The sequence below is a fragment of the Pseudoteredinibacter isoporae genome (assembly GCF_011602085.1).
GTDB lineage: Bacteria > Pseudomonadota > Gammaproteobacteria > Pseudomonadales > Cellvibrionaceae > Pseudoteredinibacter > Pseudoteredinibacter isoporae.
On sequence record NZ_JAAONY010000002.1, the window covers coordinates 1,108,459 to 1,123,236 of the forward strand.

11 protein-coding genes are annotated in these 14,778 nt (G+C 50.8%); 6 read left to right on the plus strand and 5 right to left on the minus strand.

Translation table 11 applies throughout. The features are described 5' to 3' along the window. Nucleotides 1-3 precede the first annotated feature (3 nt). Together G8768_RS13420 and G8768_RS13425 are read right to left on the minus strand one after the other, a co-directional pair. On the minus strand, nt 4-270 hold the full coding sequence (locus tag G8768_RS13420; RefSeq protein WP_166845903.1) for a DUF4212 domain-containing protein: 267 nt from the start codon (nt 268-270) through the stop codon (nt 4-6). Nucleotides 271-392: 122 nt separating this feature from the next. After that, on the minus strand, nt 393-1,772 hold the full coding sequence (locus tag G8768_RS13425) for a DcaP family trimeric outer membrane transporter (protein ID WP_208020173.1): 1,380 nt from the start codon (nt 1,770-1,772) through the stop codon (nt 393-395). A gap of 328 nt (nt 1,773-2,100) precedes the next feature. Here G8768_RS13425 and acs point away from each other — a divergent pair, with 328 nt between their 5' ends. The 3 genes from acs to G8768_RS13440 all read left to right on the plus strand — a co-directional run bounded on the left by acs (nt 2,101) and on the right by G8768_RS13440 (nt 6,166). Continuing rightward, nucleotides 2,101-4,050, plus strand: coding sequence for an acetate--CoA ligase (gene acs, locus G8768_RS13430; RefSeq protein WP_166845901.1), 1,950 nt, complete (start codon nt 2,101-2,103; stop codon nt 4,048-4,050). Between the two features lie 346 nt (nt 4,051-4,396). After that, nucleotides 4,397-5,050 carry a response regulator transcription factor gene (locus tag G8768_RS13435; protein ID WP_166845899.1) on the plus strand — a complete coding sequence of 218 codons (654 nt, stop codon included), beginning with the start codon at nt 4,397-4,399 and terminating at the stop codon, nt 5,048-5,050. Between the two features lie 321 nt (nt 5,051-5,371). Continuing rightward, nucleotides 5,372-6,166 (plus strand): response regulator, encoded by a 795-nt coding sequence (locus G8768_RS13440; protein WP_166845897.1) that lies wholly within the window; start codon nt 5,372-5,374, stop codon nt 6,164-6,166. 37 nt (nt 6,167-6,203) lie between these two features. Here G8768_RS13440 and G8768_RS13445 read toward each other — a convergent pair whose 3' ends face one another. The 3 genes from G8768_RS13445 to G8768_RS13455 form a co-directional block, all read right to left on the minus strand. Further along, a complete protein-coding gene (locus G8768_RS13445; RefSeq protein ID WP_166845895.1) occupies nt 6,204-9,740 on the minus strand; it encodes a PAS domain-containing hybrid sensor histidine kinase/response regulator in 3,537 nt (1,178 codons plus the stop codon). 546 nt (nt 9,741-10,286) lie between these two features. Beyond that, on the minus strand, nt 10,287-11,087 hold the full coding sequence (locus tag G8768_RS13450) for an alpha/beta fold hydrolase (protein WP_166845893.1): 801 nt from the start codon (nt 11,085-11,087) through the stop codon (nt 10,287-10,289). 2 nt (nt 11,088-11,089) lie between these two features. Beyond that, nucleotides 11,090-11,422, minus strand: a complete 333-nt coding sequence (locus G8768_RS13455; RefSeq protein ID WP_166845891.1) for a DUF1820 family protein — start codon at nt 11,420-11,422, stop codon at nt 11,090-11,092. A gap of 199 nt (nt 11,423-11,621) precedes the next feature. Here G8768_RS13455 and miaB point away from each other — a divergent pair, with 199 nt between their 5' ends. From miaB to ybeY, 3 genes are all read left to right on the plus strand, one after another. Beyond that, nucleotides 11,622-13,022, plus strand: coding sequence for a tRNA (N6-isopentenyl adenosine(37)-C2)-methylthiotransferase MiaB (gene miaB, locus G8768_RS13460; protein WP_166845889.1), 1,401 nt, complete (start codon nt 11,622-11,624; stop codon nt 13,020-13,022). A gap of 291 nt (nt 13,023-13,313) precedes the next feature. Continuing rightward, nucleotides 13,314-14,306, plus strand: coding sequence for a PhoH family protein (locus G8768_RS13465; protein WP_341801022.1), 993 nt, complete (start codon nt 13,314-13,316; stop codon nt 14,304-14,306). After that, nucleotides 14,299-14,763 carry an rRNA maturation RNase YbeY gene (gene ybeY, locus G8768_RS13470; protein ID WP_184679381.1) on the plus strand — a complete coding sequence of 155 codons (465 nt, stop codon included), beginning with the start codon at nt 14,299-14,301 and terminating at the stop codon, nt 14,761-14,763. The genes G8768_RS13465 and ybeY overlap by 8 nt, the downstream gene beginning before the upstream one ends. The last annotated feature ends 15 nt before the right edge of the window (nt 14,764-14,778 follow it).

Here is a 14,778-nt window from a genome sequence, read left to right on the forward strand (position 1 = left end):
GTCTTAGTCCTCTCTCACGCCATACTTCGCATCGAGCTTGTTCATCAACCAAACGTAGATAAAGATCAAGCACACGAATACATAAATAGAGCCTTGCTGGGCAAACCAGAAGCCGAGCTTAAAGCCACCCACGCGGATTGCATTGAGCTGCTCGACGAACAGAATTCCGCAGCCGAACGAGACCACGAACCACACTGATAACAAAATCAGCATGAGCCGGACATTTTCCGACCAATAGGCTTTCGCCATATCACCACTTTCAAAAGCCATAACGCTTCCCCCTTTATTGCCCGTTCGGGCGTTTATTGTTTACCGGTTTTGATTCGACCCTGGCAATGTAGCAAAGCCCGGGTCAAATCGAATCTAGACATTGGTCTATTGAATCACTCTACTTAAAATGCGTACTTCACGGACAGTAATAAACGCTTCAAGGAGCCCTTGTCATCGGCCAGAACATTGCCGGTGTTTTCAAGCTCTTTGGTCGCGTAAATGTATTCGCCACCCAGGGTCAAACGCTTAACAGGTGAATACAATAGATTGGCGTGAATGCTGGTGTAATCCGAAGCCGTAGTAGGCGCCAGATAACTCGGATTGTCCGCACTGGCAGCAGACAGCGTCAGGTTAGAACGCCATTTGCTATTCCAGTGGTGTTTCCAGTTAATGAAACCACCCCAGGCATCAATCAATTCAATATCGCCATCATCTCGAATAGCACCGGCACGGAAGCCGTTCAGGGCCATATAGCGGCCAAGCGCATCGCCGTAGTTCACCATAAAGCGCAGCTCATCACTGGCCATGGTGTATTTACCCGACACGCTCACCGCATAGCCTTGATCATCCGCGCTGGCCGCGCCGGTGTCGTATTTCAATTCACGCGTCATTGCCGCCAGTGCATAACTGAAATTACCCACTTTGCCGTTGTAGCGCGCAATCAGGTCAGGAATACTGTTGTCGTCATAAGGGTTTTCACTGGCGCCATACAAGGTGGTAGCCGGATTTTCCGCAGCCAGCATAAAGCTGCCGCCATTCAGTTTTCGGGTGTAACGTAATTGCGGCTGACGCTCAAAAATGGTGCCCACTGGCCCAACAAAATCCAGGGATTCCGGCAATGTGCCTACGTTAAAGAAGGTCGACCAGGTTTGGCCGGCCAGAATCGAGTTTTTGCCGTCAATATTCCAGTCAATAAACGCGTGGCGCAAACGCTCTGCCGACGAGTTGGAAATGCGCTCATCACCCTGACCACTGGCAATCGCGTCAAACTCCATAAAGGTGCGCACATGCCCGGTATCGGTTTTTGTTTTGGTTGTGATGTTGAAACGCGAGGTTTTGGCGTGAGCATGGAATTTCACATCTCCGCCCTCGCCACCGACGGGAATGACCGAAGGCACCAGGAAGTCTTCACCGATGCCAGCCAGTGCTGACGCACCATCGGAATAATCTGAAAAGTTCATGTCCAGCTTGACGAAACCGCCGATGTTGACATCGGTATTGCCAATGCGGAAATTGCTTGGATCACCGCCAAAGGTTTTGCCCTTGGACGCGGTTGCCGGCGCTGGCACACTGGCCACCTTCGATCCCAGGTCTTGAACAGCAACCTTATTCTTTTTCATTTGCGCCATGAGCATCTTAACTTGCTGCTGCAATTCAGCAACTTGTTGTTCCAACTCTGCATTGCTTGCCGCCTGCGCGGACTGGGTGCTTAAGCTTAAAGCTGCGACGCTGGCCAGCATCATGGGCCAGGTATTTTTTCTTTCATTATTTTTCTTAAACATCGAACAGGTCTCCTCAGAATGACTTCTAGCGAGTGAAGCTGGAGCCATTGTTAAAGCCCCGGCCCTGTTCGAGTATTGGCCATTAGTCTAAAAACCCCTTCTATCTAGACTAATGTCGATGCCCGAAGAAAAAGAGGGTTAGACTAAAGTCGAAGCCTGTTCTCAAATCTCGCTCAAAACGCGGCGGTCTCGACCTATGTCTAATGGCCTGTTCACCCAATACTGCGGGAAAATCCAAACCAAATAGATATAACAACCAGTCTTTCAAGCAGAGACTCAAGAAAAGTTTTAAACAAACTGTTTAAAAGAGTTCAGTGGGATAAGAATTATGAGCCGTGAACGAATCGCTGTCGGTGAGACATACCGCGAGCAAGCCTTGATCAACAATGAGCGTTATCTGGACATGTACCAGCGCTCAATCGATTCTCCCGAAACCTTTTGGGCTGAACAGGCTCAGCGCCTGAACTGGCGCAAACCCTTTACCCAAGTTAAAGACGTATCCTTCGCCAAGGAAGATTTGCATATCCGCTGGTTTGAAGACGGCGAGCTCAATGCCTGTGAAAACTGCCTGGATCGACATCTGCCCGAGCGCGCCGACCAAATCGCATTGATTTGGGAACCTGATGAAGAAGGCGCTGAAGTCGTCAGATACACCTATGCCCAGCTGCACGAAGAGGTGTGCAAGCTCGCCAATGGTTTAAAAGCCATGGGCGTCAAAAAAGGCGATGTGGTCACCATTTATTTGCCGATGGTCCCGCTGATCAGCATTTCCATGCTGGCCTGTGCCCGCATTGGTGCAATCCACTCGGTTGTGTTTGGTGGCTTTTCTCCGGAAGCCATTGCCGGTCGCATTGACGATGGCCATTCCCGTATTGTCATTACCGCTGATGAAGGCAAGCGCGGCGGCAAATCCGTACCACTGAAGCACAATGTCGACAACGCCTTGGAACACTGTCAACACAGTGAAGTGGAAAAGATTTTGGTATTGCGTCATACACAGGGCAATATTGATTGGCACGAGCAGCGTGATGTGGATTTGGCCGAACTGCTCAAAGAGCAATCGCCAGATTGCCCTGCCGAAACCATGAACGCAGAAGACCCACTGTTTATTCTCTATACCTCGGGCTCCACCGGCAAACCCAAAGGGGTTTTGCACACCACCGGCGGCTATCTCACCTACGTGTCTTTAAGCCATGAAACGGTTTTTGATTACAAAGCGGGTGAGACCTATTGGTGTATGGCGGATATTGGCTGGATTACCGGTCACAGCTATGCGGTTTACGGCCCACTCGCCAATGCTGCCACCCTGGTGATGTATGAAGGTGTTCCGAATTATCCCGATTGCGGCCGCATGGCTCGATTAATTGAAAAGCACCAAATCAATATTGTGTACACCGCACCGACCGCGATCCGCGCGTTAATGGCCGATGGCGATACCGCCGTAGAAGGCACAGACCTGAGTTGCATTCGCATCCTGGCGACTGCAGGTGAACCCATTAACCCCGAAGCCTGGCGTTGGTTCCACGATAAATTTGGCAACAACACCGCACCGATTCTGGACACCTGGTGGCAAACCGAAACCGGCGGCATGATGATTACTCCCATGCCCGGGGCAACCGATTTAAAACCCGGCTCGGCCACCCGCCCCTTCTTCGGCGTGCAACCTGCGTTGATGGACAACGATGGCAATGAGATTCAAGGCGCCGGTGAAGGCAGCCTGGTGATCAAAGACAGCTGGCCTTCCCAGATGCGGACTATTTACGGCGACCACCAGCGTTTTATCGACACCTATTTCAGCACCTTTGAAAACTGTTATTTCAGCAGTGACGGCGCTAAACGTGATGAAGACGGCTACTACTGGATCACCGGCCGTATGGACGATGTCTTGAATGTAGCCGGTCACCGAATGGGCACCGCTGAAATTGAAAGCGCATTGGTTGCTCATAAAACCGTCGCGGAAGCCGCTGTGGTTGGGATTCCACATGACATCAAAGGTCAGGGCATTTACGTTTATGCGACCCTGGCTGCAGATGTTGAAGCCAGCGAAGAATTGCGCAAAGAATTGCGTAATTGGGTGCGCCAGGAAATCGGCCCGATCGCCACACCGGAAGCCATTCAGTGGGCGCCAGGCTTACCCAAAACCCGTTCTGGAAAAATCATGCGTCGGGTTTTACGAAAGATCGCCTGTGAAGAATACGATCAATTGGGGGACACCTCGACTCTGGCCGATCCCCATGTGGTGGATGATTTAATCGCCGAACATAAAGCCCTGGCCTAGGGCTTTATGGACCGTTTTTCGACAATGGTATCAGGAGACGATTGAAAAACTCTCGGCAAAGGCCGGTTCAGAAAATAATATTTCGAGAAACAACAGAAAAATAATAAATGTGTATGGGCAGCCCGCCGCTGCCCTTCAAATTGCAGACGCACATAGCAACTTCAGGTATGCTAATTAACCGGAATAACAAGCGCCTTGTTTGTCCGGATTGATTAAGTAAAAACAATAAAGACCTAACAACGAAACCGAGGGACTGATAACAGCCCCGGAGACACATAACAACAAAAATATTTTTTTAACTACAGTCGGTTTATCACGACAAGTGATAAAAGTGAGGGGAACCAACATGCCAAAGTTTATTGTGGCAGACGATCACCCGTTGTTTCGTGGGGCTCTTGTGCAGGCTTTGGAACAACATTTTACCAACGCCGATATCGTCCAGGCGGAAGATGTCGAATCGCTGCAAAAACAGGTACAGGAACACAACGATGCCGATCTGTTGCTGCTGGATTTGCATATGCCTGGCGCAAGCGGCTTCAGTGGCCTGATTTTTATCAATGGCCAGTATCCCCATATTCCGGTCATGGTGGTGTCTGCAAATGAGCAAGCCAGCATCATCCATCAAGCTATTGAATACGGTGCTGCTGGATTCCTGCCAAAATCTTCCCCGCCCGAAATGATCGGTTCATCCATCGAGAAAGTGCTGCAAGGCGAAATCTGGCTACCCGAAAATTTGCCGCCTGCGGATGAAGTGAACAACGACAATAAGGCCGCCATAGCCGAAGTGGTAGCGAGCTTCACTCCCCAACAGTTTCGAGTCGCCAATATGTTGGCCGATGGATTGCTCAACAAACAGATCGCCTATGAAATGGACGTGACGGAAGCTACTGTGAAAGCTCACCTCACCGCCATCTTCCGAAAACTCGGCGTACACTCCAGAACCCAGGCCGTTCTGGCCATGAACCAGCTTGATCTGAGCCCACCACAAATGGACAGTTAATTCAATTGGCAATAGAGCCGGGCCAGAAAGCGCCCGGCACCTCTACATATCCTCACCCCTCTATTCCACCCAGCTATTCCACCCCGCTTGTCCACCCCACATTCATTTACCGACACCCCTGCTAACTAATGAATTTCGCGCCATTGTATTTTCCATGCGGAAAGCAGCCAGCCGGGCAACATAAACGCCAAACTCCGACTATATTGAATAGGTTGCCGTAGCTTTGTTTATTTAAGCTTTTCGACAATTCGCCGATAAATGGTTAATTGATACGCAGAAACAGCCCATTGATAGTAGGCTTTAATCACCAAGGTTAATTTTATGGATTTTGCACCCTCCGATCTCTCGCTGCTGCTGGTAGAACCCTCCGCCACACAGCAGAAAATCATTCGCTCCCAGCTAGAGACCGAAGACGTTACCAATGTCAGCATCGCTTCATCCGTTAGTGAAGCTTATGACATGTTACAAGGCCAACACCCGGATTTGATCGCCAGTGCCATGTACTTCAGCGACGGCACCGGCCTGGATCTATTGAAATCCATTCGTGCAGACGATGCCTTTGGCGATACCCCGTTTATGTTGGTCTCCAGTGAATGGCGAAAAGAACAGCTCGAAGAATTCAAGCAGTCGGGGGTCGTTGCGATTTTGCCAAAACCCTTTAGCCGGGATCACCTGGGCAAAGCTTTGAACGCCACCGTTGATTTGATCAATTGTGAAGAACTGGAACTCGAACTGTTCGACGTTACCGAGCTGCGAGTGTTGGTGGTAGACGACAGTGCTCTGGCCCGTAAATATATTTCGAAAGTGTTAGGCACCCTGGGCGTGCAGCGTTTGAGTTACGCGACTGACGGGCGCGAAGCCATCGACGTTCTTCACGAGAACATGTTTGATTTGGTGGTTACCGATTACAATATGCCGAACGTAAACGGTCGCGAACTTACCGAATACATTCGCACCCAAAGTGACCAATCTCATATTCCGGTGCTGATGGTGTCATCGGAAGCCAACGAAACCCACCTTCAACAAATTGAAGACTCCGGCGTAAACGCTTTGTGTGACAAACCGTTCGAACCGGAAACCGTGCGCCACCTATTGTATCAACTGCTTGAGCACTAAAGTTCGGTATAAGTTCTATACAAGTCCTATACACGCTCTAGGCCCTGACAGAATCAGCACTGTTGCCATGCAGTTTTTTACGGCATAAACGTCGAATTAAACTGCGCAACGCTGCTGGCTTCACCGGCTTTGACAGATAGTAAAAACCACGACTGGTTGCGGCATCTTTGAGTGTTTCAGAATTATCGGCGCTGATCACAATCCCCGACAGTTCATCTTGATCGGCTTCTTCCAGATCGGCCAGGCGATCAATCAACTGAATACCGGTTTCCTCATTGTCGAGATGGTAATCGGCAATGATAAAATCCGGTTGTTCAAGCAGATATATTTCCTGAGCCGTTTCAATATCACCGGCGCCCCAAACCGTACAGCCCCAGGTTTCCAGCAAACCACGCATGCCCTGCAAAATGGATTCTTCGTTATCCACACATAAAATTCGCGCCTGACTGAGATCGGCCCCTGCCTGGGTGTTGGCATTCGCTGGAAGCTTTTGAGATTGAGCGACAGTCTGTGGCACCAGAATGGAAAACACCGTGCCCTTGCCAGTGGCAGACTGCAAAATAATGGGATGCTCAAGAATATCCGCGCTGCGTTTTGAAATCGCCAAACCGAGCCCCAGACCTTTATCGGCTTTTTTACGGCTGCCACCAAGGCGCACAAACTCTTCAAAGATTCGACGCTGTTCATGGGGCTCAATGCCTGGACCGGTATCCCAGATTTGGATCTCAATACCGTCCGGGCGTCGGCGACACCCCAACATCACCTTGCCACGCTCGGTGTAGCGCAAAGCATTACTCAAAAAGTTTTGCAGAATACGACGCAACAAATGAGCATCGCTGGATACCCAGGCCGAACAGGCTTGATAATGGAAATCCAAACCCGCACGCCCAGCCTCTACCGCGAACTCGGCCGCCAGGGGCTGTAACAAATCGTCCAGTGCAAAGGCTTCCTTTTTCGCGGTAAGTTCACCGGCATCCAGTTTTGAAATTTCACGTAAGGCACCAATTAAATCTTCTGCGGACGCTAAAGCCGAATCGATATTGGCAATGTCTTCGGCCACCTCATGCCAGCGTCTCAGTTGCAATTTTTCCTGCACACTGGCCGCGAACAATCGTGCGGCATTAATGGGTTGTAATAAATCATGGCTGGTGTGGGCCAGGAAGCGGGTCTTGTCATTATGCTGCTCCCACAAACGCTGCTCAGCAACAGCACGGCGCTTGTTTTCCTCGGCCAGTTCTTCATTACTGATGGACAGCTCTTGTGTGCGCTGTGCAACTCGCTGCTCCAAGCCCGCAGTGGTTTCTTCGAGAGCGCTGACCACCGCTTTGAAATCGCTGATGTCTGTATAGGTGGTAACAAAACCACCATTCGGCATAGGTGTTCCACGTACATCAACAACAATGCCATTGGGTAATTGACGTTCAAAACGATGGGCGCTGCCATGGCGTAGCAAATCCAGGCGGCGTGCAATGTCCTGTTCACGATTGCTTGGATCGTCACCGTACATGCCGCGCTCGGCATTAATGCGATATAAATTTTCAACCGGACAACCGATGTACAAAGTACGTTCGGGATAGTCAAACAATTTAGCGTAATGTTCGTTCCAGGCAACGAGCCGTAAATCCGCATCCACAACACTGATGCCCTGACTGACGGTTTCTACCGTGGTCTGCAACAAATCCTGATTAAAACGCAGCTGCTGGGAGGCGTTATCTACCAGCTCGGCAAAATCCTGCAATTTAAGTGGACGGTCACGGCTCAATAATTTCATCGAGCGCTGGGCAGTGGCAGCACCCAGAATACTCGCCATAACCCCTTCCACTTCCTGCAACACAAACTGCGGAGCGAAGTCATCCACCATCAAACGTTGACCACTGCGGTGCTCGAACAAACGCCAGTATTCCTGCATACGTTCGCGACCCACCAAAGGCTCCAGCAAGCTTTGCACCTGCCCCATGTGAACCTCGGTTAATGCCAGCGGTTCCCCTACGCTTTCTTCAGTTAAATCTTCAATAAACAAACGGGCTTGCTGGGCTTCTCGTTGGCTGAGCTTGCTGAATGTGGAAACCAGCAAGAACGACAAGACATTGAAACCCAAACTCCAAAATACGCCGTGGGCCAAGGGGTCCCAGCCTTCACTGCCGAACAAATGCTGAGGTCGCAACCACTGCAATCCCCATAGACCGGACTGCACAATGTTGTGTTCCGGGGCCAGCGCCGGTAATACCAGGCAATACAACCACAGACTGTAACCGGCAACCAAACCGATCAAAACCCCAAGGCGATGGGCTTTACGCCAGTACAATCCCGCGATCAATGCCGGCGCAAACTGCGCTGCCGCCGCGAAGGACAGTAAGCCAATTGGAGCCAAGCCTTCCATCGAGGAAATCGCTTTGTGCACCAGCCAGCTCAGAATCAGCAAGGCAAAAATACTGAGGCGGCGAATCAAACGCAGGTGATTGCTGAGCGAGGTTACCGAAAGCGAACGATCGCGATTAATGCGCAACCACAAAGGCGCTACCAGTTCGTTGGAAATCATAACCGCCAGAGTTACCGCCGCAACAATCACCATTCCGGTCGCTGCTGAAAAGCCACCGATAAAAGCAAGAATGGAAACCGCCGTATACCCCTGGCTGCTTGGCAAACTCAGAACCAGCGTATCGCCGGCTGCTTCAGAGCCAAGCAAATGCCCGGCTAAAACAATCGGCACAACCAACAGCGCAAACAAACCCACGTACAAAGGCGCAATAAAACGCGCTTTGCGCAAATCCCGGGGCTCTTGATACTCAACGACAGCCATATGAAACTGTCGGGGCAAGCACACAATGGCAATGGCGGCCAAAAGCGTTTGGGTGATAAAACCGGCCATACCCGGACTGCTACCCATCCCTGCACTTTGCATCAATTGTGGCCAGCTGCGGTCTTCCATCTGCACGAGTAAAATGCTCACCGCCGCCATGGCCACCACCACGAAAGCCACCAGTTTCACAATGGATTCCAACGCGACGGCGGCCATAACGCCCCGGTTTCTTTCCCGACCTTCGAGATGACGCGTTCCAAAAAGAACCGCAAACAAGCCCATTAATAAAGCAGTGATCAAAGCGGTATCGATATTCAGCTGTGCGCTGGGGCCGTGGCTGCCCAAAACCTCCCAGGCCATGGAAACGGCACGCAGTTGCAATGCGATATAAGGCAGCGAACCGACAATTGCCAGAATGGCTACCAGCGCGGACAACCATTGGGATTTGCCATAGCGTGAGCCAATAAAGTCCGCGATGGAGGTGACTTTGTGATACTCCCCCACTCGAAGAAGTTTTCTCAGGAAACGATAGCCCAGCAGAAACACCAGAATGGGGCCAAGGTAAATGGGCAGGTGGCTCCACATGTTTTCCATGGATTGCCCAACCGCGCCATAGAACGTCCAGGAGCTGCAATACACCCCCAGTGCCAGGGCGAACAGCATTGGTCGGTAGCGGTTATACCACTGCTGGGATTGATCGGCCCACCAAGCCACCAAAAACAGGAGGCCCACATAAATCAGAGCAATCAATAGAAGAAACGGCTGGTCAATCATTTGGCATCCGCAAATACAGGAATATTGACTAAAAAACGCTTTAGCATGTTACAAGCGCAATGATAGAACCATTAGACATTCGTCGCAGCACACGGGTAACCGAAATTACTGCCGCTTAAACTGCCAAATTGTTTGTCTATTCAGCAATGGAATTATTTTTCATCCACAGACTGAGTTACCCACATCTTCTGTGGATAAGTTTGTTAAAAGTTCGGTGAAAACCACAGCTAATCACGATTCTTCGGCCCCAGCAGCAACTTGATCATTTTTTAACCAGTCTATTATAAACCATTAAAATCAACAACTTACACTATTTTCACAGCGTAAAACAAAATCACCTGCAATTTAAGGGGACTCATCACCGGTTTTTTTGACACTTGTGGATTAAAAACGGGCCTATTCAGTAGGCAATTACTAACCGTCCAGGCTAATAAGTAGGCTATTGTTGTCACTTGGTACTTTCTCGCGACGTAAAAATAGAAGCCTGCCCAGACAATGAACGGAGGATTCGAAGGACTTAAAAGCGTAATTCGAGAAAGCGCCCACTCAGGACGCTAGAAATTTAATGCACAGACGGGCGAAGGTGTCAGGTTTCTGAGCGTGCAACCAGTGAGTGCAACCCTGCATGACTTTTAGCTGTACCTTGGGGAAGCGAGAGACAACCGCTTCAGTATGGGCTTCCAATACATAGTCGGACAGTTCACCCTTGATAAACAGGCAAGGCCCGGAATAACTCAGAGCACTGGGGGCAGCGACAAATTCATCGTAGGCGTCATACAGGCCCTCCAGATTCATACGCCACTGGTAATGCCCTTCGCTATCTTTGTAGAGGCTTTTGAGCAGAAACTGGCGCACACCGGCTTCTTCAATCTTATCTTGCAGAAAGTGCTCTGCGTCCCGGCGCCCTTTCAGCTCCCCTAGCGGCAACGCGCGCAGGGCTGCAAAGATGCCATCATGGCGCCGCGGGTATTGCACCGGTGCGATATCCGCAACAATTAAGCGACTTACCCGCTCGGGCCAATTCATGGCCAGCTCCATCGCGACCTTCCCGCCCAGGGAATGTCCGAGTAAAGCGCATTGCTGAATGTCCAGATGATCCAACACATCCAACAGCTGTAAAGCCATTGCATTCAAGCTCATGCCCTCACGATCTCGCCAGGGTGAACGACCATGATTGGGCAAATCTACCGACACCACCCGATAATCCGGCTGCAAAGCGCGTGCGATGGCACCCAGGTTTTCCAGAGAGCCGAACAGGCCATGAACAAGCACCACGGTTTCCTGAGCCCCTTGGTCTTGGTCCTGATCTTCGTCTGCCTCAATCCGGTAGTTCAGCAACTCAGACATGATTATTCCGCCGGCGCTGGTTTGCCGGGCATGGTGGGAAACTGGGCAATTTTGTCCCCGGGCGCCACATCAGTCACTTTGCCAGTGCCCTGCTGCTCAACCTCATCAATGCGAATGATTGCTTGCATAGGAATAAAGGAACGTTTCACCGAGGCAAATTCGTTTTTCAACTTTTCTTCACCGGGGTCAACCAACAACTGGCTGCGCTCACCAAAGACAAACTCCTCGACTTCAATAAAGCCGTACATCTCACTTTGGTAAATGGCCCTGGCGTACACTTCATACACCTGGCTCTGGTTATAAAAAATAACTTTGTAAAAGGACTGCTCGGCCATAACGCTCTCAAAAAAGGGTCTCTGCAAATGAGACATAAAAAACAGGGATATTGCCATTCGGCTATGCCCCTTTAAATGGGGCCTAAAGTCCAGAATACAAGCGCTCTGGAAGGCAAATTAGGTACTGGGCATTCCCCCGCTCTGCCGCTATAATGCTCCGCCCGCAGATTAGCGCGTTTTTTAAGCAATTGAGAGAAATATGTCAGTCACCGAGTCCAACAACGCCATCACCCCAGACACCTCTGAGAGCAGCGTGAAAAAGCTGTTTATTCAGACCCATGGCTGCCAGATGAATGAATATGATTCGGCTCGTATGCGTGACCTGCTGGGTGATAGTCATCAGATGGAAACCACTGACGACCCATCCGAGGCGGATGTCTTGTTGGTAAATACTTGCTCTATTAGGGAAAAAGCCCAGGATAAGCTCTACCATCAACTTGGCCGCTGGAAGCAATACAAAGAAAAGAATCCGGATTTGATCATCGGCGTGGGCGGCTGTGTAGCCAGCCAGGAAGGTGATGCCATTGCCAAGCGCGCACCCTATGTGGATCTGATTTTCGGCCCACAGACCCTGCATCGCCTGCCGGAAATGATGGAAACCCACAAAAGCGACAATGGCGCCGTAGTGGTCGACATCAGCTTCCCGGAAATTGAGAAGTTCGACAATCTTCCTACCCCTGAAGCCGATGGCGTCAGTGCGTTTGTATCCATCATGGAAGGCTGCTCAAAATACTGCACCTTCTGTGTTGTTCCTTATACCCGTGGTGAAGAAGTCAGCCGTCCAGTGAACGATGTGATGGCGGAAGTTGCCGCCCTCGCTGCTCAGGGCGTCCGTGAAATCAACTTGCTCGGTCAAAACGTAAACGCCTATCGTGGTGACAATGGCGAAGGCGATATCGTCGATTTGGCCGAACTGATCACCTACGTCGCCGCTGTTGAAGGCATCGACCGCATTCGCTTCACCACGTCTCATCCGGTGGAATTCTCTGACAGCCTGATCGAGGTGTACGGGGAAGTCCCCGAGTTGGTCAGCCATTTACACCTGCCGGTGCAAAGCGGCTCCGATCGTATTTTGATGGCCATGAAACGCGGCCACACCTGCCTGGAATACAAATCCAAATTGCGTCGCCTGAAAGCGGTTCGCCCGGACATTTGTTTTTCTTCCGATTTTATTATCGGCTTCCCAGGCGAAACCGAGAGAGACTTTGAAGCAACGATGAAGTTAATCGGAGACATGAATTTCGATATGTCTTTCTCTTTCATCTACAGCTCGCGTCCCGGTACACCCGCCGCTGATTTACCCGACGACACCGATGAGTCGGTAAAAAAACAGCGCCTGAAAATTTTGCAGGATCGTATCAATCAACAATCCATGGACATCAGCCGCAAAATGGTCGGCAATGTTGAGCGCGTTCTGGTAAGTGGTTACTCCAAAAAAGATCCAGGTCAACTGGCCGGACGTACAGAGAATAACCGCGTGGTTAACTTCCGCTGCGAACAGGCCGAATTGATCGGCAAGTTTGCCGACATCCTGATTGAAGAAGCTCTGCCCAACTCCTTACGCGGCACCTTGATCAGCAGCGAGCTGGACGAGCAATAATATCGCCCCAGCGGTCACATTTTGGTGATAAGACTCGTCTATAGTATGAGTAGAGCCACTGGCGTGAAATCAGTGGCTAATAAACCAGCGCAATAAAAGCGTATTTTTTAGGACATAAGCGATATTTCGCCTGATGGTATTTTGCAGTAAGCTGAGGCCATCGAAACAACAGTGAGACAAGAAACACTTTTGAACAGCACAGATTTAACGAGCACCGAACTGGACAGCGAAGACCTTACTGCCCAGCAAAGCGCTAAGCCCTCCAAAGCAAAAACCAGTGCCAATCATCGTATAACACTGGAGCCTGCCGATAGCCGCCGATTGGCCAGCCTGAACGGCCAATTCGATCGCCACCTGCGACAAATTGAAGAACGTCTTGGCATTGAAATTCGAAATCGCGGCAATCAATTCAGTTTTATCGGTCAACGCGGTAAGACCCTCGCGGCGGCTAAAATTCTGCAGCAGCTCTATGCCATTACCGAAAAAGAAGAACTCACGCCCGACGAAATTCACCTTGCCCTACAAGACAACAGTGTAGAAGAACATATGTCAGATACTCCCGTTGCCGAACAGACGGCCAGTCACAGCAAAGTTGAAACCCCACTTACCCTGATTCGCACCAAAAAGTGCACCGTAAAACCTCGCGGTAAGAATCAACAGAAATACGTTCGCGCCGTGCAGACCAACGACATTAACTTTGGCATTGGCCCTGCGGGAACCGGTAAAACCTATCTTGCCGTTGCCTGTGCAGTGGAAGCGTTACTGAAAGACGAAATCGAACGCATTCTGCTGGTACGCCCTGCGGTGGAAGCCGGTGAAAAACTGGGCTTTCTGCCCGGTGACTTATCCCAAAAAGTCGATCCTTACCTGCGTCCTTTATACGATGCGCTGTACGAGATGCTGGGTTTTGAAACCGTCGACAAGCTGATCGAACGTAATGTTATTGAAGTTGCGCCACTGGCTTATATGCGCGGCCGCACATTGAACAATGCCTTTGTCATCCTGGACGAAAGCCAGAACACCACGCGCGAGCAAATGAAAATGTTTTTGACCCGCATCGGTTTCGGTTCGACCGCGGTCATCAATGGTGATCCGAGCCAGATCGATCTGCCGCGGGGCATCGCTTCAGGATTGCGTCACGCCATTGAGGTACTCGAAGGCGTGAACGGCATCAGCTTTACCTTCTTTAATTCCAAAGATGTGGTTCGCCACCCATTGGTTCAACGCATTGTTGAAGCTTACGACGATTTCGATGAGCAGCAGGAGAAGACTCGCAGTGAGTGAGCTGCACATCGATCTTGAGGACGTCTCGGGTCAAGGTGGCAATCCCAGCGAAGCCGACTTTCAACGCTGGATCGGCCCTGCACTCCAACAACGTCGCGACCAAGCTGAGCTGAGCATTCGCATTGTCGATGAAGCAGAAAGCCAAAGCCTGAATCACCAATATCGCGGGAAAGACAAACCCACAAACGTTTTGTCCTTCCCGGCCGATTTACCGCCCGAGCTGGAACTGCCCTTGCTGGGTGATCTGGTGATCTGCGCGGCTGTGGTGGAACGCGAGGCAAAAGAACAGAACAAAGCCCTGGAAGCCCACTGGGCCCATATGGCCATACACGGCTGCCTGCACCTGATTGGCTACGACCATATCGACGATCAGGAAGCCGAGGAAATGGAAGCCCTGGAAAGTCAATTGATTACCGGGCTGGGCTACCCGGAACCCTATCCTGACGATGAGGACTAATTGTCAGGAAAACGC